A 21,751-nucleotide genomic window follows, 5' to 3' on the forward strand; every position below is an offset into this window, starting at 1 on the left:
CTCGTGTCCGGCGCCCCCCCCTCCACATATCACAAACCGGCGTGGCCGCCCCAATCCTAACATCGGGTCCACACCCCCATGGACAACGCCGACCGCCACCATCTTGACGAAGTGGCCGGCACCGTCCTTTGAGATATAGGTGCAGCAGGGCTCGCCGTCAACGTGTGCGGAAATTTCTTCGAGCATCGGGCCGAGACGGTCGTACGACTCGGGGGTTCCGCCCGGCATGATCGACGGGCCTTCGAGTGCACCCTCTTCGCCGCCCGAAACACCGGCACCCACGAAGTGGAGTCCGCGGGCCTGGATGGCCTTCTCGCGGCGGATCGTGTCCTTGAAGTAGGCGTTGCCGCAGTCGACAATAATGTCGCCCTCTTCCATGTGTTCAGCCAGCTGCTCGATGACGGCATCGGTGCCGGCACCGGCCTGAACGAGAATCATGGCGACGCGGGGCTTGGACAGGGAAGCAACGAAGTCAGCGATCTCTTCAGAGGGAATGAACGTCCCCCCATCGCCGTGCTCCTCAATGAGCTTCTCCGTGCGAGCATACGTGCGGTTGTAGACAGCAACCTTGTATCCCTTGTGGGCAAGGTTCCGGGCAATGTTTGCTCCCATCACCGCCAGGCCAACAACACCAATATCTGCAGTTCCTACACTCATGACTGTTCTCCTTCGCCGCGGGACCGTCCCACCGTACGCAACGATCTTCCCACTTGTCCGGTTCCAGCGGAAATGATTGATAGGAAAACTCGGTGGTAACCGAGCCCCGGTAAGTGCTTCATACCTGGTCACAGCGGCAGTCCAAGCCTTGGGAGAGAGATCCGCATGCTGATACGACAGGGGACCATTCCTGAACAGCCCGCGCGAAGCGAGCGTCCGCCGTAAGATGGGGCTATGAAGGTCGTTGCCGTATGCACTCCCGGCTCGGTGCTGTCGGCACTCGAGATCCGGGGTGATCTTTCGATGGTTGAACGCCGCAGCTCCACTATGGGTAGCGGTCTCAGCGTTGCTGTCGCATCGGCCCGCTCCGAAATCGTCCTGTCTTGTCAGTCGCACGGGGACCAGCCTGCGACGATCGTGACTGCCCCGACAGATAACCCGACGAGCCTCGATGGCCAGATTCTGGCAATCGGAACGACCCGATTTGAAGCAGTCGAAGTGGATGGCGACCGCCTGTGGATGAAGCCAATCCGCCCGGGCGTCGTTCAGGCCGGTGATGTGGTGCGGGTTATTCCTCGGGAGTTGCTTGGCTCAGATGACTTCTTCCCGAGAATTCCAGACGGTCTGCCGAATGCGTGGGACAGTGAGGAACCCAGGTACAGCGCCGGCTACGAGAAGCGTGCGGAACTGATCTGGAATGCTATGACCGACCTCGGTTTCTTGCCGACAATCGAATGGGCGGGAAGTGAGGATGGCGAAGCCATTGTGGCCCGCGGGAAAGACCGCAAGGCCCTCCTCATCGTCGACCTGGAAGATCCCGAACAGCAAAAAACAATGGATCTCCTTATTGCAGAGGATGGCTTGGCTTTCTGGATTCGCGAGCAGATTGCCCACCTGCACGGAACTGGGGAGTAGGTAACCACCCCGACTGGTTTTGGTGGACGGAGCCGCTACCGGTTCGCCTGGGAGGCGATGAGAATATCTTCTTCGCAACCAGGCAGGTACGTAACGTTGACGACCATGCCAAGCTGGGTTTGGGGGATCTGGTTCTCGTCGTGCGGCTTCCGGGTGCGAACACGGAACCGTCCGGCCGGGTGACACGCACATCGAGTTCGATAGCCGATCGGCCCTGCCAGATTTCACCGGTTGGGTTGAAGCCGGTGATGACACACTTAGCTGAAGTCCCCCGCTCCGCGATCTGCACCTGCATCGGGCTGAGAAGCCCCGACTGAATCTGTCGCTGGGGGAGCATCGCATTCACGACATTCCAGTCCCCATCCTGTGCAACCTTGAGGTTGTCATCGGACTTTGTCGAATCGTAGGAGACCGGTAGCACCAGCCCTGGGGTCATGACGTGGAATTCGTCGAGACCAACGATCTCGCGGGCAACGCCCCGGAACTGCCTACCACCAGGTGCGTCAACATCGTATGTGAGAGCTAGCTACGGCTGTTGGTTGATCAGAACGCCAGTGCGTTTGGTGGAAACAAGAGTGCCAATTGCCCCAGGGCTCTGTCCTTCATGGAAACCCTGCCACCGCCGAGGGTGAACCGACGTCGAGATACCGATGGTTAGAGCGACAGTCTTGAGGCAACGTTAGCGGGTAAATAAAGAAGCCGACTCTTCCGAGAATCGCGAGACTTAAGATACCGCGCAGAGCACTCTTTAAAGTGTTCCCCTCCATATTTTGTTATATCGGAGGGCTTGTAACCGGCCTCGCATTGAGTCTGGGCGCTTGGTCCGACAACAACCGCAGCGGAACGAGAAATCCGACCACTGTTCACTACGCCTTCATGGGGTAAATCGAGCCCATAGATCCCATAAGACAGGTGTTTTCCCCGCAATCGCGCGACTAAACACCCGCCGTTGCAATAGGGCACATGGACATGGTCGGTTCTCCGGGACTTACTCGTGCCGGTTTATAAGCACCAGCACGAGCATCTGCCTTGGGGTATTTGCCGCGATGAAACCTGTGCTTTCAAAGGGAGCCTTATCCGGGCGGACGCGACTGGCTTGGGTCAAAGTAAAGCCGCTCCCCGGCAGGTGCCGGGGAGCGGGATAAGTGGCCGGTCCTAGCGGAGCGGATCGATGATTTCGTTGAGGGTGGCCGAAGGCCTCATTGCGGCGCCTGCCTTGGCGGAGTCGGGACGGTAGTAGCCGCCGAGATCAACCGGCTGGCCCTGGACGTCCAGTAATTCGCCTGCGATCTTGTCGGCGTTCTCCTCGAGGCTGTTGGCCACGGGTGCGAAGACAGCGGCAAGGTCCTTATCTTCGGTCTGGTCCGCAAGAGCGCGAGCCCAGTACACGGCCAGGTAGAAGTGGCTACCGCGGTTGTCGATCTCCCCGACCTTGCGGGACGGCGACTGGCCCTCGTTGAGCAGCCGCTCGGTTGCGACATCCAGAGCGTCGGCGAGGATTCCGGGGCGGTCGGTGCCGTCCGTGCGGCCCTGGTGGCGTAGTGACTCGGCAAGGGCAAGGAACTCGCCGAGCGAATCCCAGCGCAGGTGGTTCTCCTCCTGGAGCTGCTGGACGTGCTTCGGTGCGGAACCACCGGCTCCGGTCTCGAAAAGGCCGCCACCCTTCATGAGGGGAACCACCGACAGCATCTTGGCGGAAGTGCCCAGCTCGAGGATCGGGAACAGGTCGGTGAGGTAGTCGCGCAGAACGTTACCGGTTACCGAGATCGTGTCCTCGCCGCGGCGGAGACGGTCGGCGGTCTCTTGGGTGGCTTCGATGGGGGAGAGGATCCGCAGGTCCAGACCATCCGTATCCTCATCCTGGAGGTAGGTGCGGACCTTCTCCGTGAGAGCACGGTCGTGCGAGCGTTCCGGATCAAGCCAGAAGATAGCTGTCATGCCAGACAGGCGTGCGCGGCGAACTGCCAGCGATACCCAGTCGCGGATCGGGGCATCCTTGGTCTGGCAGGCACGGAAGATGTCTCCCGCTGCCACGTTGTGGCTCATGAGAGCCTCGCCGGCGGAATTGCGGACCTCGACGGTTCCAGCGGAAGCGATCTCGAAGGTCTTGTCGTGGGAGCCGTACTCTTCGGCCTTCTGTGCCATGAGGCCCACGTTCGGAACCGTTCCCATCGTGGTCGGATCGAAGGCGCCGTTCTTCTTGCAGTCATCAATGATGGTGGAGTAAACACCGGCGTATGAAGAGTCCGGAATAACGGCGAGGGTGTCGGCTTCCTTCCCGTCGGGGCCCCACATGTGACCCGAGGAGCGGATCATGGCCGGCATGGAGGCATCAATGATGACGTCAGACGGCACGTGCAGGTTCGTGATCCCCCTGTCGGAGTTCACCATCGCAAGGGCCGGGCCGTCCTCAAGTTCCTTCTTGAAGGATGCTCGGATCTCTGCGCCGTTCTCAAGACCGCCGAGACCATCGAGGATAGCGCCAAGGCCGTTATCCGCAGTCAGACCGGCCTCGGTGAGCACTGAGCCGTACTGCGAGAAAGTGGCGGGGAAGAAGGCGCGGACAACGTGACCGAAAATGATCGGGTCCGACACCTTCATCATCGTTGCCTTGAGATGAACGGAGAACAGGACGCCCGACTGTTTTGCGGCATTGACCTGCTCGACAAGGAACCGGTCTAGAGCTGCCGCGGACATGATCGTCGAGTCAACCACCTCGCCGGACAGGACCGGAAGCTTTTCCTTCAGGAATGTCTCATTGCCCTCGGCGTCGACGTGCACAATCGACAGAACATCATCGGAGGGAAGAACAATCGACTGCTCGTTCGCGCGGAAGTCATCGCCGGACATGGTGGCGACAGCGGTCTTGGAGTCCGCGGTCCACGCCCCCATCGAGTGCGGGTGATTGCGGGTGTAGTTCTTAATGACCTGGGGTGCCCTGCGGTCGGAGTTGCCTTCGCGCAGGACCGGGTTCACGGCCGAGCCTTTCACGGCGTCGTAGCGGGCGCGGATGTCCTTTTCCTCATCGGTGGAGGGGCTGTCCGGGTAGTCGGGGAGGGGAATACCTGATTCCTGAAGCTCGGCAATCGCGGCCTTCAGCTGCGGCATCGAAGCCGAAATGTTGGGAAGCTTAATGATGTTGGCGTCCGGTGACTTAGCGAGCTCGCCAAGCTCCGCAAGAGCGTCGGACTCCCGCAGCTCCTCCGGCAGGTAATCCGACAGGGCGGCCACAATGCGGCCAGCTAGGGAGATGTCCCGCGTCTCCACGGCCACGTCCGCCTGGGACGCGAAGGCCTGAAGAATGGGCAGGAACGATTCCGTGGCGAGCATCGGTGCTTCGTCGGTATGGGTGTAGATCATGGGCGACATGCGCGGGCCCTCCTCGTTGAGACTGGTTCGCTTCAACAATAGCCAAGAAGACGCCAATACTCTTAACCGATCGCGCTGACAGCGATCACCGGACTCAAGATTGAGACGCGAGGGAAAGCAAGTGGGTCGACACTCCTGCCGGCCCACTGGAGGGCGCCCGGCTAGGGGTGACCCGCGTACTGTCCTACTCTTGGTTGCTTGAGGAGGCTCCCGGATTGGCCGGATCGTCGCCAGCGTTGGTGCCGGTATTGCTATGGTCAGGACCAGTTCCGGTGTCAGTGCTGGTGGTGTCGCCAGTGCGGGCGCCCTGTGTTGCCGTGGCGGCGTTGTTCTCGGTGACCAGCGCGCTGGTGCCGCTTGCGGTTGTGGCCGCGGGGGTCTGAACGGTGGCCTTATTGGGGCCGTTCTTGGAATCGGCGCCAAGCGCCTTACCGTGGCCCTTTCCGAGCGCCTTGAGAACAACGTGGACGATGAAGACGACAATCAGGCCCCACACCAAACCAAAGATCAGGGAGACGACCGTGTCGGCCAGCCAGGCGAGGAGGCCGCCGACGGTGGCGATGTCCTCAACTCCGCCCTGGAGGAAGCCGACGAAGTCGTGGATTGGGGTAAACCCGAATTCGTGAACGCCAACGAGAATCAGGTGGCCGCCGACCCAGAGCATCGCGAAGGTGCCGACAACGGAAATGAAGTCCATGACCTTCGGCATGGCGGTAACGAGGCTCTTACCGACCTTCTGGGAGAATTCCGAGCTCTTCTTCGTCATGGATAGGCCAATGTCGTCCATTTTCACCAGGATGGCGACCGCTCCGTAGACAACGGCAGTGATGAGAACGGCAACGACGACCAGGATGAGTGCGCGGATCCAGAAGGATTCGTCAACCACCTGGTCGAGGGAAATCACCATGATTTCGGCCGACAGAATGAAGTCGGTCGTCACGGCGCTCTTCACGATCTGGTCCTCGGCGCCCGCGCCCTGCTCAACGGCGGGGGCGTCCTTCTCCGCGTGCTTGCCCCGGACCTTCTCATACACCTTCTCTGCGCCCTCAAAACACAGATAGGTACCTCCCAACATGAGCAAAGGTGTTAGGACCTGGGGGAGGAACTCCGACAGAAGGAGGATGACGGGAAGGATAAAGATCAGCTTGTTGCGGATCGAGCCGGTTGAGATCTTCTTGATGATGGGCAGTTCCCGGTTGGGCTTCACACCATCCAAGTACTGCGGGGTGACCGCCGCATCGTCAATGACGACACCGGCGGCTTTAGCGCTTGCCTTCATGGTGCCCGCTGCCACATCGTCGATCGAAGCCGCCGCTAAGCGAGCAAGCGCCGCGACGTCATCCAGAAGTGCAACTAGTCCACCAGCCATGATTTTCTTCCTCCGTGGGAGATATGCCGTTGACCATGCTAGTCGCAGGTACGACTAGCGCAACTATCTCATACCGGCCCCCTTTGTGGTTGCAATCACACGTGAGTGCCTGTTGGATGGTCGCATGAATGTGGTTGTTATCGGTGCGGGGCTCGCTGGCCTCGTGGCAGCAAGCGAAGCGGCGGACCGCGGTAGGCACGTTATCCTCGTCGACCAAGAAGGGGAACAGTCACTCGGCGGACAAGCCTTCTGGTCGTTTGGTGGCCTGTTCCTCGTTGACTCCCCGGAGCAACGAAGAATGGGCATCAAAGACTCGTTCGAGTTAGCCCGCTCCGACTGGCAGGGCTCAGCCCAGTTCGACCGTGAAGAAGACAAATGGGGCAGGGCATGGGCCGACGCCTATCTCGACTTTTCGGCAGGCCCGAAGCGTGAGTGGCTCTCATCCAAAGGAGTCTCGTTCTTCCCGGTTGTGGGATGGGCGGAACGAGGAGACGGCAGAGCGGACGGCCACGGAAACTCGGTGCCCCGCTTCCACATTGTATGGGGCACCGGCCCGGGAATTGTTGCCCCGTTCGAGGAGTCCGTCCGGGAACATGCGGAGGCTGGCCGCATTGAATTCCGGTTCCGCCACCAGGTCGACGAACTCATCGGTACCGACGGGGCGGTCACGGGCGTTCGAGGAACCATTCTTGAACCGACGAACGTGGAGCGGGGCCGCTCCTCCTCACGGGAAGCGGTAGGTGACTTCGAGATCGAGGCCGACGCCGTGATTGTTGCCTCGGGTGGTATCGGCGGCAATCTCGACCTGGTTCGGCAGAATTGGCCGGAACGACTCGGCACCCCACCGGAATCCATGATCATCGGTGTGCCCGACCACGTGGATGGTCGGATGCTCGGAATCGCGGAGAATGCTGGCGGCAGGGTCGTGAACCGCGACCGCATGTGGCACTACACGGAGGGCATTAAGAACTATGCGTCCATATGGCTGGGGCATGGGATTCGGATCCTCCCCGGACCATCTTCGCTCTGGCTCGACGGGGATGGAAACAGGCTCCCCGCACCCGCCTACCCGGGATTCGACACTCTCTCAACTCTTCGCCACCTGCGCGCTACGGGGCATGACCACTCCTGGTTCATCCTTACCCAGAAGATCCTTGAGAAAGAGTTCGCGCTGTCCGGATCCGAACAGAACCCGGATCTCACAAACAAGGACTTGAAGCTGTTGGCGACCCGCCTCAAGTCGGGGGCACCCGGACCGGTCGAAGCGTTTAAGACACAGGGCGAGGACTTCCTTGTCGCGGACAGCATCGAGGACCTCGTTGCCGCGATGAACCGCCTTGAAAACGGAAACCTGGACCCGGTAAAGATCCGTGCACTAGTCGAGGCCCGCGACCGGCAACTTGACAACGAGTTCGGTAAGGATGCCCAGCTAGCCGCAATTCGAGGGGCTCGGAAATCCCGCGGTGACAAGCTCATTCGAGTTGCCTCCCCGCACAAGTTCCTCGATCCAAAGAACGGACCGCTGGTCGCCGTACGTCTGCACATCCTCTCCCGCAAAACACTCGGCGGCCTACAAACCAATCTTTCTTCCCAGGTTCTTGGCAACGACGGGAACCCAGTACCTGGCCTCTATGCGGCGGGGGAAGCCGCAGGATTCGGCGGCGGCGGCGTCCATGGATACAACTCTCTCGAAGGAACGTTCCTCGGAGGATGCCTGTTCTCTGGAAAGCGTGCGGGCGAATCGGTTTAACGGTTGGGACGCAATGTCCTCCGTCCAACCGGAGAGCGTGCTGCCCAACCAGAGGGTTGGGCAGCATGATTGCGTTTGATGACGAAGCTGAATTCGTCGGTCGGCGGGCTAGAGTCCGACGAAGTCCTTCCAGATTGGTAGGTCGCGCTTGGCCTGGTCGAGTCCGGCAATGTAGTTGGCGCGGAGCTTGTTAATATTCCGTTCCGCCGTGCCCACCATCATGTTTTCCGGGAAGAACAGGACCGCGCGTCCGTGCTTCTCCAGTTCGAGGAGCTTTTCCTTGGTTGCGTTGTAGCGGACGTGGCGGGTGATAAGGGCCTCGGCTACCGCGGGATACTTGCGGAAGTGCCGTTCAAAGAACTTCGTGTTGCGGGGGACGGCCTTCCAGTAGTTACGAGGTCGAGTCATGATGACAAGGAATCGTTCGAAACCGTCTGCTTCCGCGGCGTCGAGCGCCACGCCTCCCGAGGAACCGATCGCTCCATCGACCCATTGCACCCCGTCAATATCCACCACCGGCATCAGCCCCGGCATGGTCGATGAGGCTTGAACCTTCTTCATGATGTCCGCGTTGGTGCTCAGATCTTCCCGGCCCCAGTAGGCGGTCTCGCCAGTCTCCGCATTGAATCCACCGATGCGGAGGCGTGCCGGATTCGAGAAGAACACTTTGGAATTGAAGGGAAGGGCTTCGTCCGGTCCGGAAGTCTGCTGGTAAATGTAGTTCGCGTTGAACAGTCCCTCGCCTCGCAGGAACGTTCGAAAGTTCCCGAAGTTTGGATCGCCAGCAAAGTCCGTGAAGGAGAGACGGGCACGCCTCGAATCCCGCGACACGTAGTTGACCGTGTTTGTCGAACCGGCAGAGATCCCCGCAGTCCAGTCGAAATAGATGTCGTTCTTGAGGAGAACGTTGACGACAGGCGCGGTATAGGACGCCCTCATCGCACCTCCCTCAAAGATCAAAGCGGTGTCGAAGACATTGCTGGATAGCGACATGGGACTCCCTTCCCCGCCAACGATACCCTGGTCAAGTGAAACGCTCAGCCGTAGCCTGGTTTCATGTTGGTGACGAGCAGGAGAATCTACAGCGACAAACGACAGGGCAAGGAATATCGTGTCCTCGCTGATCGGCTGTGGCCGCGGGGAGTCTCAAAAGAGGACGCGGATGTTGATATGTGGGCGAAAGATCTCGCACCATCAGACGACCTTCGCAAGTGGTTCCACGATGATCGGGACAGCAGATATGAGGAATTTGCCGAGAAGTACCGGCACGAACTCGAAGACCTGGCTCCCGACCTCAATGAGCTCCGCAACCGCAGTGAAATAGTTCTTCTCACGGCGGCCAAGGATGTCGATCACAGCCACATCCCCACCCTGACGGACTACCTGACAGACGTTCTCAACGACAAATAGTCGGCACGTTGGGCAGCGGTGCACGCCGTGGCGAAGTGGTGGCCTGCTTCGTCGGGTGTACAGAAAACCAATCTAGCCGTCTGCTTGGTGATGGCAAGCCTGCGCGGATCCGCGGGGCCGATGTGTTCACTCGGGGAAACTGAGTTCCTGCTTGGAAAGAATATCCATGCTCGTCTCGTCGACGGGATCGGTGAACGACAGGCGTTGCGCCAAGAGTTCGATCCGGTCGGGGAAGCCCTCACCCGGTCCGTAGAGAGTGTCTCCAAGAATCGCAAATCCGGCGCCTGCGGCATGCACTCTGATCTGATGGGTTTTTCCGGTTAGCGGCACAGCCTCGTATCGGCCCCGCGTGCCCGAAGAATCCTTATCCAGTAGACGGAACTTCGTGCGAGCGTTCGGTTCCCCCGGTACCTCAAGGGACTGCCCGCCTTGAGCCACCAGGCGGGAGGCTCGTTCCCGCGGCACATCGGCAACCGCACGCGCCAGGAACTCGTAAGTCTTGGACGCGGTCTCGTTCTCAAACATCTGCTGGTAGGTGCCGCGGTAGGCGGGATCCTTCACAAGGAGCATGACTCCCGAGGTGGCGCGATCGAGCCGGTGAGCGCACGTCACCTTATCTCCGAACTGTCTGCGTGCCTGGACAAGGACAGACCTGGCAACGAATGAACCCTGCGGTGTTGACGAAATCCCGGCAGGCTTATCGACGGCAATAATCCGATCGTTTTCGAGGAGAACTGGAAGATCAATGTCGGCCTCGTCGGGAATCGGGCGGTGTATGTAAGCAGTCTCGTCATTCTCGTAACCGATGTCCCCAGCTCCTATTGCCGCCACAACATCGGCGCGGCTCACGGCGGCTCCCTTGCTGGCTAAAGCGATGAACACTTGCTCTGCAAGATCAGCACCGGGAGGAAGACGGAGCAGTGTGGGGGAGACCCCGCGCCGCGGGCTAGAGTCGGATATGCGTGGCATTTGTCAGTCCAGCGAACCGGTCATCGTTCGCCGTGAAGATGATGACCTGCCCGGCAGACGTATTGTTTTCGATTGCCGACACAACACGATGGAGTCTCCGGCGGTCCGAATAGCCGAGCGTGTCATCAAACATGACAGGAACCGCATCTTCATCGGACACGAGCTGAGCGGTGGCGAGCTTAATGAGAATCGACAGCTGTTCCTTTGCACCCGTTGAAAGCTGATCGAAAGGAATCAATACCCCATCCATAATCCGGTGGGTCACCGCCAGTTCCTCGTCAATATCAACGCCGAATGTGGGGTTCTGGTAGGTGGCACGGCCCAGTTCCTCCAGGGCATGCCGGAACGGTGCGATGTACTTGCGGTGCGCCGCCTGCTGGTGGCGGATCAATACCTCTTCGAGAAGTTTCGCCGATTCTGCCCTGGAAAGAAGCGACTCGAGCTCTTGTTCGGCACGTTGCATTTCACTCGTCGACGCGTCCAGCTTCTGCTGGATGCCGACCGTGTTCTTCGAATCAAGGACGGCCTTGTCCTGTCCGTACTGTCGCCTCACCTCATCGAGCCGCTGCTCGAGACCGGCAATGTGCTTCAGAGTGGACTCGTGGTCCTCGAGCAGGGCGTCGCCACCCGACTCTTCAAGCTTTTCCTTGGCGGCGTTGAGCTCGGCAATGTGCTGATCGAGGGCTTTCGAGGCCGATGCGAGTGTCTTATCAAGTTCCTCGTCGGAGTTGCGCTCGCGTGCCTCAGCAAGAGCAGTGACCGCGCGGGAGTGTGTGCCCCTCTGGTTCTCGACCCGCCCCTCGAGGGTGGCGAGTTGGTTGCGCGCTGTTTCTGCTTCTGCCTTCTTGGCTGACAGAACTGCCTCCGTGTCCGAAACCTGGCCTGAGAGTTCCTTTTCCTGTGCCGTGAGGGCATCAATGTCGCCCTCCTTCGCATCCCCCTGCTCCGCAACCCAGGTCTTCTGCGTCGCGAGATCGTCACGAATGTCGTCCGCGCTCTTTCCATCCAGAAGGTCCGTGCGTGACTCCTTGAGAGCGGCCAACTTGCGTTCCTGCTCTTCAAAGAAAACGCGAGCTGATCGGAGAGCCTTCACTGACTCTGCGCCATTGTCTGCCAGCAGGTACTTAAGCTCGTCCCGTTGCGCCTCAAGGCGCGAGAGCGCTTCGGCGGATGTGGCGTGCGGGGAGACAGTGAACCGAAGCTCCCCGGGCACTTCGACCGTGACATCGGTGAGAACGGGAATGTTGTGGGGGGATTCCCCGAGCGATATGTCTTCACCGTCGAGGAGGACGTGGCGGTCGCCGGCGAGCGCCACCATGCTGATCTGAGCGGCACCGGCCTTAGCTACCGTCTCGGCGATCTCGATCTCTCGCTCAAGGTCGGTGACTTTCTCGACGGTTTTGGGGTCGATGGGGGACAAGCCGGCGGTTACTTGAGCGATCTCGCTGGTCAAGGCCTCGTATTTGGTGAGCAATGCTTCCATCGCCTTGATGTCTTCGCGTGCCCGCTTGCTCCGGTCAAAACGATTGGCCTGTGCGAGAAGGTCCGAAACAACCTTATGTTTCTCTCGCTCTTCCTTGGCGCGCGCCGCGAGGTCGCTGATTTCCTTTTCGAGGGGAGCCGCATCTTCCCTGGCACTGTTGCGCTTTTCCTTGAGGGCGGCCAGTTCGTCCTCGGCCTCTTTGGCGGAAGCAATAAGAAGGCTGCGCGCATCGAGGGCTGCCTGTGCGGAATCGACATCCTTTTGTGCGGATGCGACGGTCTTCTCCGACTCCTTGATAGTTGCCTTGGCGGCGTGAGCGACGGTTACTTGCTCCTCAAGAGGGGCAAGCCGTTCATGCTCCAGCTTGAGGTCGCCTGTGCGCTGATTGATCTCCTCCTCGAGAGCAGTCAGTGCCGCAATGTCTGCTTCGAGAGCCTCGAGTGCAGACGTTGAATCGGTGACATCGTTCTGGGCCTCCTGGACTCGTTTCCGTGCGTCCTTGAGGAGCTTTCCTTCGGCTCGCCCCTTTGTGTAGAACTCGTCGACAATCTCGCTGACGCGGGTAAGAACGGGAGTCGACGAGGTGTCGTCGATAACCTCTCCGGCCTGGACCGACAGTGCCTTCTGCAGTGAGGAAGAGGAACTGAGCGGGCTAACCTCGAGTGCGGTTGCCTGCATGAGCCGCGAAGCCTTCCACAGAGTTGTGTCCATGCCCTCCCACAGATCCGTGAGGACATTGTGGGCAGCATCCCCGGTCTCCGACTGGCCCCTGCGGGGACCCTCAAGGAATGTCAGTTCGGTGGTCTTGCTTTTCAGCCACCGCTTGAAATAGCGGACCTTGTGGGGGCCAACGGTGAAAACAGCCTCGACCTCGGGCCCCACGTCCTTACCCACGGGTTGGACGCTCCGGACCTTGCCATTGTTGGATGTGGCCTTGTGCTCGATGAGGTGGTCGAAGGCCTCGATCAGGCTCGTTTTCCCGGCCTCATTGAAGCCCGACACGATGGTAATGCCATCGCCGAACGTAACCTCTTGACTGTCGATGCCGCGGAAGTTGCGGGCGGTTAGCGATTCGAGCCTCATGCCTGCACCCCAAAACGGTAGAGAAGTTTCAATGCCCCTGCCGCACTCGGATCATCGACTGCTCGCTCGCTCAGTTCATCGAATGCGTCCCGTGCAAAGCCTGACAGGTCGAGATTGTCGAGATCGAGAGCGTCCGGAACGACGGCAAGATCGGTGCCGCTCTTAGAAGCGTAAAGGGAGGCAAAGAGGTGTTCGTGGTCTTCGGTGACCTGATCGAGGGCCGCGGCTGTCGAGATCGAAAGTGTCCCTTTTAGCTTCGTCTTCACGATCGTTCTGTCCTTCGAAGGGATCCTCTCGAGATCCTCGGCAAACAGATCAACGTCTGCCGAGGAGTCGAGGGTGCGTTCGATCGTTGTGTGCAGCCAGGTACCAACCTCGTGCCGCACCGCGTTCACCCCGTCATCATCGATCGTGACGGAAAGGACGGTGCCGCGGGTTGTCTCTCGTTCGCTCGTGGTTTCGTGGGTTCCCGAATAGTTGATGGCGCCGGTTTCGTCGTCGAGCTTGCAGATGTGCCGGTCCCCGAGAGCCACGTAGTCAACGAGACCGGAACGGACTGCTTCCCTGAGCTTGTCGCTGTCGACATACTCGGTGGACAGATGATCGGGATCGAGTTCGCGAAGCATGCCGTGGCCGACGAGGATTCGCGTGTTCTCGGTCGGTTCCAGCGTGGGCAGAATTCCGCACACGGGGTCCGTGCCCGGGTTCTTGCCCGTCCAGGGGACGGCCACAATCTCCACGCCAGGTACGGCGTCAAAGGGGCCGGGGCCATTAAGAACGGTGACGTTGTCGGGGATCATGCGCTGAGTATCTGGCGAAAGCCAGATGGAGCCGGGTCCGAGTGGATCGTGGTTGCCGGGAAGAAGGAAGATCGGGATATTCGTTTCCGACATGGCCTCAAAAGCGCGGCCAATATCCCGGGAGGAGAGGTTAGCGTGTTCGAAGACATCGCCAGCCACAACGATGAACTGGGATTGCGTTGCCTTGGCAACATCCCCGATTGTTCTGATGGTGTGGACACGGTCTCCGGTGAAACGTGCCTGAGCTTCGTCGCTGAGGTAGTGCCGGACCATGCCAAGCTGCCAGTCGGAGCTGTGGATGAACGTGACGGGTGTCTTGGTCATGGCATTACCTTACGTAATGTTGCGGACAGAACTCGCCCGGGCCTTTCCCCGGTGGCGAATCCTGTTGCTTCCCTTCGTGCGCTCTCGACAGAATGGTGATCATGGATATTACGTACCGTGGCACGCCCGTCAGCATCGTAGGCAACCTTCCCGAGAAGGGTGCGAAGGCCCCGGACTTTACGCTCGTTGGAACTGAACTCAACGACATTACACTGAAGGATTTTGAGGGCCGCCGCGTCATTCTCAACATCTTCCCGTCGATCGATACGGGAGTGTGTGCGACTGCCGCCCGCACGTTCAATAAGCTTGCGGATGATCTGCCGAACACGACGGTCGTCTGCGTTTCCCGCGACCTGCCCTTTGCGCTTAACCGCTTCTGCGCAACCGAGGGCATCAAGAACGTGGTCACCACCAGCGCATTCCGCTCGACATTTGGTGATGACTACGGCGTAACAATGGAGAATGGTCCGATCGCGTCCCTCCTTGCTCGCTCCGTCGTTGTTCTCGACACGGACGGCAGGGTTCTCTACACCGAGCTGGTTCCCGAAACTTCGCAGGAGCCCGACTATGAGGGCGCGAAGAACGCGATCGAATCCGCTTAACAATTGGTGGCGTAGGTTGGAAGAGGGGCGGGCGCCAGCGGTGCCTGCCCCTCTTCCAACCTGTGCGCAACTCCCGCAATCTGTGCGCAACTCGCGTCGTGCCACTTATGTAGCGGTTTTCCCGATAACGCACCATGCGGTGTCCAATAAAAGATGGACTGTAAACGTTTGCGTGAGGAGGGGCCCGGGACTTGGCTTCGTTCGGTGCTCACTCAGCTATTTGCTGTGAGCTGCTGATTGTTTGCTTGCTTCTGCCAGACGTTCGACTATCAAGATTTGCTCAGCCTTGCCGGGTATCGTTCGGCGTACATGTGAAACAGGAGGAACGATGAAGGTTTCGCTCGTGCTCGGATCCGGTGGTGCCCGCGGTTACGCACACATTGGGGTCATCGAAGAAATCAAACGGCGTGGTCACGAGATCGTGGCAATCTCGGGTACGTCCATGGGATCCTTGATCGGTGGTCTCGAGGCCGCGGGGAAGCTTGATGACTTTGCCGACTGGGCCACGAGCCTGACACATCTTGACGTATTCCGGCTCTACGATCCTGCCTTCTCTCAGCCCGGAGTTATTAAGGCCGACAAGATCTTCCAGATGGTCAACAGCTTTGTCGACAACGTACAAATCGAAGATCTGGAGATACCGTTTACCGCGGTCGCAACCGATATTGTCAACCACCGTGAGGTCTGGTTCCAGCGCGGTGACCTCGTCACCGCTATGCGAGCATCCTGTGCACTGCCGACCTTTATTGCCCCGATCATGGTGAACGGAAAGATCCTTGCCGACGGTGGGCTCGTTAACCCCGTTCCGGTTGAGCCAACCTCGGCGATCCCCTCGGATGTCACCATCTCGGTTTCTCTCAGCGGACGCCCAAACACGATTCTTTCTACCTCTGCCGTTAACGACGAGCACAGCGAGAAGTACGAAGAAGACGATGGGCTCAAGCTCGCTGCTAGGCTTCGTCGCGGGGTTGCTGGCCTTATGGACGCGAACATCTTCCGGCGGGACGATAAGGAATCCGAAGGGGCCGACTCGGCAAGCTCCGAGCCCTCAGAAGGCGCGGGGCTACTCAGCGAGGAGATGTTCGGGGACGAAACGAAGGCACAGCTGGCTGAGACAGAAAGTGCCACACAAGTAACGGGGGAGGGACCTGCGGGGCCCCTCGACGCGTGGAACGAGGTCGGGAAGCTACCCGCGAACCTCAATACGATGGGGGTGGTGAACATGGCGCTGGAGACCATGCAGTCCATGATTGAGCGCTACCGGGCAGCCGCAAATCCCGTCAACGTCAAGATCGATGTTCCATCCGTCGTGTGCGGCACCCTCGACTTCCACAAGGCGTCTGAAGTTACCGAGGCGGGTCGCCAGCTCGCCATCGACGCCTTTGACGACATGGGCCTCTGACAACGGGCACCGAAGGTCGGAAACTGTTTTAGGGGGAATCATTGCACCGCTTAGCGACGAAGCGGCAGCTCTGAGTGACGAAGCTGTGGCGCTGAGAGACGGAGCTGTTGGCGTTAGAGAACCAGAAGCGACAGCGCCATAACCGCCATGCCAGAAACCAGTGAGTACATGGCCACGTGGTGCTTTCCGAACTCTTCGGCCGAAGGCAGGAGCTCGTCCAGGGAAATGAAGATCATGATGCCCGCGACCGCGGCGAACGACATTCCCATCAGGGTGTCCGATACAAAGGTGGACAGGACGAGGTAGCCGACCAGAGCGCCGAGAGGCTCTGCGAGACCCGAGGCGGCGGACAGCCAGAAAGCCTTCTTCCTGCTTCCCGTTGCGTAATAAATGGGAGCTGACACGGCTATGCCCTCGGGAATGTTGTGCAGGGCGATTGCAACGGCAATGGGAATGGCAATCTCGGGATCTTGAAGGGCAGAAAGGAATGTTGCGAAGCCTTCGGGGAAGTTGTGAATCGCGATAGCAATAGCGGTGAAGACTCCCATCCGCATGAGCTTTGCCCGCTGCTCCGGCTCAATCTCGGACGAGACATTGCCGAGTTCGTGCGGGTTTGCTTCCATCGGCACGAATCTGTCGATGGAAGCAATGAGTCCGATTCCGCCAAAGAAACCGAGAACCGTTACCCATGGCCCCCACGTCTCACCGAGATCGGAGACGAGGGCCTCCTGTGCCTTTGGGAAGATCTCGATCATCGACACGTAGATCATGACGCCAGCCGAGAAGCCGAGCATCGCGGCCAGGAAGGCGGGGGACTGTTCCTTCTTCAGGAACGCAATGAGAGAGCCGATAGCGGTGGCTAAGCCTGCGGCAAGCGTGATGCCGAAGGCAAACAGCACATCACCAGATTCCATACGCACCTCCTGGGCTGATTCCACGATAAAGTTTCGGTCTTCCGAAATTCTAGGACTTTCGTAGTGTTTCCGTGCGTATTTCGTGCCTGCTGCCAGTGGAGTTCCTTACATCCGGGGATTCGCGGGCCCGACGGTCCGCTTCTCGATAGTCTGGAACCGTGCTCAGTGTTTATGGACCAGGTGGAGTCGGCGGCGTCCTCGCGGCAGTTGTTCGACATGCAGGAATCGATGTGGAGATCGTCGCAACCGAGAGAACTGCGGCGACGATCAATGAGGTGGGACTGAACCTCGAATCGGCCCAGTACGGAAGCATCCAGGTGGATGTTCCCGCGCGAACGGAGCCCACACCCGGATCCGCCATCATTGTCGCCACAAAGGCGTACTCGCTACCCGAGATAGCCCAGAACATTGAAGAATCGGCGCCGAGCGAGATCGTCTCCCTCTGCAACGGGGTATCCCACGCCGAGCGGATCCACGACCTTGGTGCTTCCCGCGCCACCTGCGGTGCCATTCGCATCGTCTCCGAACGAACCAGCCCGGGCGTTTTCCTCCACCACTCGAAATTCACCATGATCGATGTCGAGGAAGCGGCGCGGGGATGGGAGATCCCCGAAACCCTCGAGAGGGCCGGACTTACTGTTCGGGTCGGTGGCACGGAAGCAGAAGTGCTCTGGAACAAGCTACGTTTCCTCGCGCCCATGGCACTCCTCACCGCCTCGACCGGCAAGTTGCTCGGCCCTGCAATGGTGCAATCAGAACCCCTCATCGAAGAAGTCGCTCGGATTGCCACGGCCTCCGGTCTTGAGACCGCCCCGGACGACATATACAACTTCCTGAATAAGATCGATCCCGACTCGGACTCATCGCTCGGGCGTGATGTCACAGCAGAGAACCCCACAGAGATTGACGCACTCGGACACGACCTCGTGCGCACCGCTGAACGCGCGGGCATTGACACGCCTGCGCTCGCGGCGGCGATTCAGGCCATCGAGAGTCGGCTCGCATGATCATTAGACCGGCAATCCGCGCTGACCTCGATGCGGTCGCAAGCAATTTAGGAACCGTTTTTGCCGCAGATCCGTCACTTGGTTGGGTCCTGCGGAAAGCGGACGAGCCGGAGAGCCTGCTTGCGGACTTCTATCGCCTCATCACCGATTCGGCTTTCGAGCGAGGGATCATCGACGTCGCTGAAGACGAGGGGGATTTCCTGGGCTCCGCGGTGTGGACGGCCCCCGGCCAGGAAGTTCCCGCCAGCGTGCTTCGCAAGGCTCTCCCGTTGGTCCGGCGTTTGGGTAAGGCCGCGCCAACCCTGCTCCGGTATCTGAGGGCCTACTCGGCCGTGAAAATTCCATTCCCCGCCTGGCACCTCGAAGTCATTGCCGTTACCGAGCGGGCCCGAGGAAGGGGAGTGGGCTCGGCTCTGTTGGATGCTGGGCTGGAACGATGCGGAGACGAGGCTGCCCGCCTTGAGGCAACATCGACCCGCGCGGCAAAACTCTATGCCTCCCGAGGCTTTGTGCCTCTTGGAGAGGTCAAGACCCCAGCGCCGGTCCCCGAGATCATCATGTGGAAGCCGTCCTCAACCCTGCTTGCGTAAACTCGGCGTTAAAGCCGAAGCCGTGCCGACTATGTCGAGGCTAAACCGGCCCAGCCTTGCAAAGAATCGAAGGGGAGTCACGGAGCGGCACTCCGGTTTGATTATTTCCTTTTAGGTAAAAGATGACCGGCACGGAATAATCCGTGCCGGTCAGTGCTCACGTGGAGCTAGAAGGTGAGGAAGATCAGGCCTGCTTGATGGCCGAGATCTCGAACTCGAGGGTGATCTTCTCGGAAACGAGGAGGCCACCGGTGGCCAGCGGGACGTCGAAGTCGATGTTCCAGTCCTTGCGGTTCACAACGACGGAGCCCTCAAGGCCAACGCGCTCGTTGCCGAACGGGTCCTGTGCTGCGCCCATGAAGTCGAAGTCAACGGTAACGGACTTGGTGATGCCCTTGATGGTGAGGTCACCGGTAACGGTCAGGGTCTCGCCCGAAGCAACAACGTTGGTCGAGTCGAAGGTGATCGTCTTAAAGTTCTCGGTGTCGAAGAAGTCGGCGGTCTGCATGTGACCATCGCGGTCAGCGTTGCCGGAGTTAACCGAAGCAGCCTGGATAACGATGTTGATCTTGGCGTCCTGGAGGTTCTCACCGGTCGAAGCGGTGCCCTCGAACTCTGCGAAGCGACCGCGGACCTTCGTGACCATCGCGTGACGGGCAACGAAGCCAATCTGGGTGTGGGTGGTGTCGAGGGTGTAGGTGCCGTTCAGCTCGTTGAGGTTAGCCATTGTTTCTTCCTTTGGTTGTCTTATTCAAGATCGCGGGCGGCTGTTTGCCACTCTGAAAAATAGTCTGACACATGTTGGTTGAAGTTTCAACCATTCAAACTTGAAATGTTGAGTGATGGTGGTCACGAGTGCCGTAGGCAGGTTTTCGCCGTTCCGAATAGTCCGTTTCGCTGTCCGTGGAGTTAACGCCCTTCAGCGGGCGGGAGGGAAGTCTGGGTTGAGGTCGCCGGGCTGCTTGATGATGGTCCTTGATCCGTCGGTGCCGGTCCGTGAGCAGCGCAGGTAGAGGACGGGGCGCTGCCAGTGATTGAGGGGAGGAATGCGCTGGAGGGTGGAGTCGGAGAACGCGTTCTGCACCATCCGGCCCTGCCATGTTCGGGGGAGCGGGTGGATGCTCCGGTACGGTTGTGGGCATGAATGCAGTGACACATAGCGAGGATTTCGCATCCTTTATATCCGCCAGTCCTTCTTCCTTCCATGCGGCCCGCGAAGTGGCGGCGCGCCTGGAGGAGGCGGGCTTCCACCGTCAGGAAGAAGAGGAACCCTGGGATGCCAGCAGGGGTGGCCACGTCATGGTTCGCGACGGCGCGGTCATGGCCTGGTGGGTTCCCGAAGAGGTCAAGGAGGTCGGGTTCTCTATCGTGGGTGTCCACACCGATTCCCCGACCTTTAAGGTGAAGCCCAATCCGCAGGCAGATGTCGAGGGCTACGGCCAGGTCAATGCCGAGACCTATGGCGGGCTTCTCGGTAACTCCTGGCTGAACAGAGACCTGGGACTGGCTGGTCGGGTGTTCACCGAATCCGGTGAGCACCTAGTGAAGACCGACCCAATCATGGTGATTCCGCAGCTTGCCATTCACCTCGATCGTTCCGCTCGCGAGGGCGTCACCCTCAATTCGCAGAACCACCTGCACCCGATCTTCTCCGTGTCCGGAGGTTCGCTCGTAGACATCCTGAAGACCGATGCTGGCACTGACGAGGACATTGTGGGCTTCGACCTCGTTGCGTACGACTCGCAAGGCCCCGCAAGGATCGGCCCGGATCGCGAATTCTTTGCGTCGGGCCGGCAGGACAACCTGCTGTCCGTGCACGCGGCGCTTGCGGCCATGGAGAAGGTCTCGGCAACGACCGGGTCGGTCGCGGTACTTGCCGCCTTTGATCATGAGGAGATTGGTTCCCGGACCAACACCGGTGCCGCTGGTCCGATACTCGAAACCGTTCTCCGCCGCACGGCTGGAGCGCTTGGGCTCTCGACCGAGGATGAGGTGCAAAGGGTCTTTGCTCGATCCGCCTGCCTGAGTGCTGACTGCGGTCATGCTGTCCACCCGAACTACGGCGAGAAGCACGATCCTTCCCACCGTCCTGTTCTTGGTCAGGGACCGCTTCTCAAGCACAACGCGAACCAGGCATACATGACGAACGGCTGGGGTACCGCACTGTGGAACCGCGTCTGCCACCACGCGGGAATTGCGTCGCAGGACTTTGTTTCCCGCAATGACGTGCCCTGCGGCTCCACCATTGGCCCGCTGACGGCAACGCGCCTCGGTATCCGCACCATCGATGTTGGCGCACCGCTACTCTCGATGCACTCGGCTCGCGAGCTCAGTCATATCGATGACGTTTACGCGATGTCGCAGGCAATCGCATCCTTCTGGGAGATCGCATAGCGGTTCACTCGTAATAGATAGAGGAGGGGAGTCGGAAAGTTTCCGGCTCCCCTTTCCTCCCGTTGGCCCACGTTCACGCGGCGCCCGGTGCGCCCGTTGTTCCTGTTAGGGGCCGCCTCCCTCCGCAGAATGTGCGGATGCAGCGCTCCTCCTGCGTGTTGCGTCGATCTGTCTGCTCGGCGGGGCGCGTAAGAAACCGACCGGCGCCCTATCCGTGTCTGGGGTGGCGCGCCGGGTGTTGTATCAAGTCAGAGTGTCGCGCGTACGTTGCTGGTCCGGCTAGTGAGATTTGGTGAAGGAGGATGGTCACATGTGTCCTGCTATCACACCATTAACGCCGCTCTGATGACGGTGAAATGTTCGACTCGTCCATTTTTAGTGCCGATGATCGAATGTAACAAACTGATAAATTCTGCTTGATCTGCGGACAATGAGTTCGACATCACGAAGCGCTTATGTATACTTCAGTGACTTATACCAGGCGAGGTTCAGCCTTGTTTGTTAAGCCAACCCGTCGCCCTCGGGACCAACCGGGACTGGGAGCGGCGAGCAAATCACTTAATTCTGAACAAAGGTGACACTGTGAAGCGTAGAAAGACATACTCGCTTGTCGCTGCGTCGGCGGCTGTAGCATTGGTGCTCAGCGCTTGTACGTCAGGTGGCGACGAAGAAGAGACAACCACTTCGGGGGATGACACAACCACGTCCGAAGA

Annotated in this window: 18 protein-coding genes; 8 read left to right on the top strand and 10 right to left on the bottom strand. The window is 59.6% G+C overall.

Features of this window, described 5'->3' with window-relative positions; translation table 11 throughout:
• A partial coding sequence (locus ACTHUY_RS01305; protein WP_441677346.1) for an NAD(P)-binding domain-containing protein occupies positions 1-657 on the bottom strand: 657 nt, incomplete at its 3' end.
• Positions 658-891: 234 nt separating this feature from the next.
• Between ACTHUY_RS01305 and ACTHUY_RS01310 the strand changes: the two genes are divergently transcribed.
• Entirely contained in the window at positions 892-1,572 is a 681-nt protein-coding gene (locus ACTHUY_RS01310; RefSeq protein ID WP_441654791.1) for a hypothetical protein, read from the top strand.
• A gap of 1,155 nt (positions 1,573-2,727) precedes the next feature.
• Here ACTHUY_RS01310 and ACTHUY_RS01315 read toward each other — a convergent pair.
• A complete protein-coding gene (locus tag ACTHUY_RS01315) occupies positions 2,728-4,941 on the bottom strand; it encodes an NADP-dependent isocitrate dehydrogenase (protein ID WP_441677348.1) in 2,214 nt (737 codons plus the stop codon).
• 184 nt (positions 4,942-5,125) lie between these two features.
• Positions 5,126-6,310, bottom strand: a complete 1,185-nt coding sequence (locus tag ACTHUY_RS01320) for a DUF808 domain-containing protein (RefSeq protein WP_441654793.1) — start codon at positions 6,308-6,310, stop codon at positions 5,126-5,128.
• Between the two features lie 124 nt (positions 6,311-6,434).
• On the opposite strand from ACTHUY_RS01320, the gene ACTHUY_RS01325 reads away from it, so the two are divergent.
• Entirely contained in the window at positions 6,435-8,060 is a 1,626-nt protein-coding gene (locus ACTHUY_RS01325; RefSeq protein WP_441654794.1) for an FAD-binding dehydrogenase, read from the top strand.
• A gap of 108 nt (positions 8,061-8,168) precedes the next feature.
• On the opposite strand, the gene ACTHUY_RS01330 is transcribed toward ACTHUY_RS01325, so the two are convergent.
• On the bottom strand, positions 8,169-9,053 hold the full coding sequence (locus ACTHUY_RS01330; RefSeq protein ID WP_441654795.1) for a patatin-like phospholipase family protein: 885 nt from the start codon (positions 9,051-9,053) through the stop codon (positions 8,169-8,171).
• A 63-nt stretch (positions 9,054-9,116) separates the two neighbouring features.
• On the opposite strand from ACTHUY_RS01330, the gene ACTHUY_RS01335 reads away from it, so the two are divergent.
• Complete coding sequence (locus tag ACTHUY_RS01335; RefSeq protein WP_441654796.1) at positions 9,117-9,470, top strand: DUF488 domain-containing protein; 354 nt, start codon at positions 9,117-9,119, stop codon at positions 9,468-9,470.
• Positions 9,471-9,596: 126 nt separating this feature from the next.
• On the opposite strand, the gene ACTHUY_RS01340 is transcribed toward ACTHUY_RS01335, so the two are convergent.
• From ACTHUY_RS01340 to ACTHUY_RS01350, 3 genes are all read right to left on the bottom strand, one after another.
• On the bottom strand, positions 9,597-10,319 hold the full coding sequence (locus ACTHUY_RS01340) for a pseudouridine synthase (RefSeq protein WP_164719644.1): 723 nt from the start codon (positions 10,317-10,319) through the stop codon (positions 9,597-9,599).
• Positions 10,320-10,416: 97 nt separating this feature from the next.
• Positions 10,417-13,005: an AAA family ATPase gene (locus tag ACTHUY_RS01345; RefSeq protein WP_441677350.1), complete on the bottom strand. Its 2,589-nt coding sequence runs from the start codon at positions 13,003-13,005 to the stop codon at positions 10,417-10,419.
• Positions 13,002-14,129 (bottom strand): metallophosphoesterase family protein, encoded by a 1,128-nt coding sequence (locus ACTHUY_RS01350; protein ID WP_441677352.1) that lies wholly within the window; start codon positions 14,127-14,129, stop codon positions 13,002-13,004. The genes ACTHUY_RS01345 and ACTHUY_RS01350 overlap by 4 nt, the downstream gene beginning before the upstream one ends.
• A 101-nt stretch (positions 14,130-14,230) precedes the next feature.
• On the opposite strand from ACTHUY_RS01350, the gene tpx reads away from it, so the two are divergent.
• On the top strand, positions 14,231-14,731 hold the full coding sequence (gene tpx, locus ACTHUY_RS01355) for a thiol peroxidase (protein WP_441654800.1): 501 nt from the start codon (positions 14,231-14,233) through the stop codon (positions 14,729-14,731).
• Positions 14,732-15,059: 328 nt separating this feature from the next.
• Entirely contained in the window at positions 15,060-16,133 is a 1,074-nt protein-coding gene (locus ACTHUY_RS01360) for a patatin-like phospholipase family protein (protein ID WP_441677354.1), read from the top strand.
• A 113-nt stretch (positions 16,134-16,246) separates the two neighbouring features.
• On the opposite strand, the gene zupT is transcribed toward ACTHUY_RS01360, so the two are convergent.
• Positions 16,247-17,047 (bottom strand): zinc transporter ZupT, encoded by an 801-nt coding sequence (gene zupT / locus ACTHUY_RS01365; RefSeq protein WP_441677356.1) that lies wholly within the window; start codon positions 17,045-17,047, stop codon positions 16,247-16,249.
• Positions 17,048-17,205: 158 nt separating this feature from the next.
• Between zupT and ACTHUY_RS01370 the strand changes: the two genes are divergently transcribed.
• Both ACTHUY_RS01370 and ACTHUY_RS01375 read left to right on the top strand, forming a co-directional pair.
• Positions 17,206-18,054, top strand: coding sequence for a ketopantoate reductase family protein (locus ACTHUY_RS01370; RefSeq protein ID WP_441654803.1), 849 nt, complete (start codon positions 17,206-17,208; stop codon positions 18,052-18,054).
• Positions 18,051-18,644: a GNAT family N-acetyltransferase gene (locus ACTHUY_RS01375; RefSeq protein WP_441654804.1), complete on the top strand. Its 594-nt coding sequence runs from the start codon at positions 18,051-18,053 to the stop codon at positions 18,642-18,644. The genes ACTHUY_RS01370 and ACTHUY_RS01375 overlap by 4 nt, the downstream gene beginning before the upstream one ends.
• A 184-nt stretch (positions 18,645-18,828) precedes the next feature.
• On the opposite strand, the gene ACTHUY_RS01380 is transcribed toward ACTHUY_RS01375, so the two are convergent.
• The gene (locus tag ACTHUY_RS01380; protein ID WP_441654805.1) at positions 18,829-19,371 is read right to left on the bottom strand and encodes a YceI family protein; all 543 of its coding nucleotides are present in this window, start codon (positions 19,369-19,371) and stop codon (positions 18,829-18,831) included.
• Positions 19,372-19,563: 192 nt separating this feature from the next.
• A complete protein-coding gene (locus ACTHUY_RS01385) occupies positions 19,564-19,731 on the bottom strand; it encodes a hypothetical protein (protein WP_441654806.1) in 168 nt (55 codons plus the stop codon).
• 53 nt (positions 19,732-19,784) lie between these two features.
• Between ACTHUY_RS01385 and ACTHUY_RS01390 the strand changes: the two genes are divergently transcribed.
• Positions 19,785-21,038 (top strand): M18 family aminopeptidase, encoded by a 1,254-nt coding sequence (locus tag ACTHUY_RS01390; protein ID WP_441654807.1) that lies wholly within the window; start codon positions 19,785-19,787, stop codon positions 21,036-21,038.
• The last annotated feature ends 713 nt before the right edge of the window (positions 21,039-21,751 follow it).

The sequence above is a fragment of the Flaviflexus sp. genome, assembly GCF_052087705.1.
GTDB classification, from domain to species: domain Bacteria; phylum Actinomycetota; class Actinomycetes; order Actinomycetales; family Actinomycetaceae; genus Flaviflexus; species Flaviflexus ciconiae.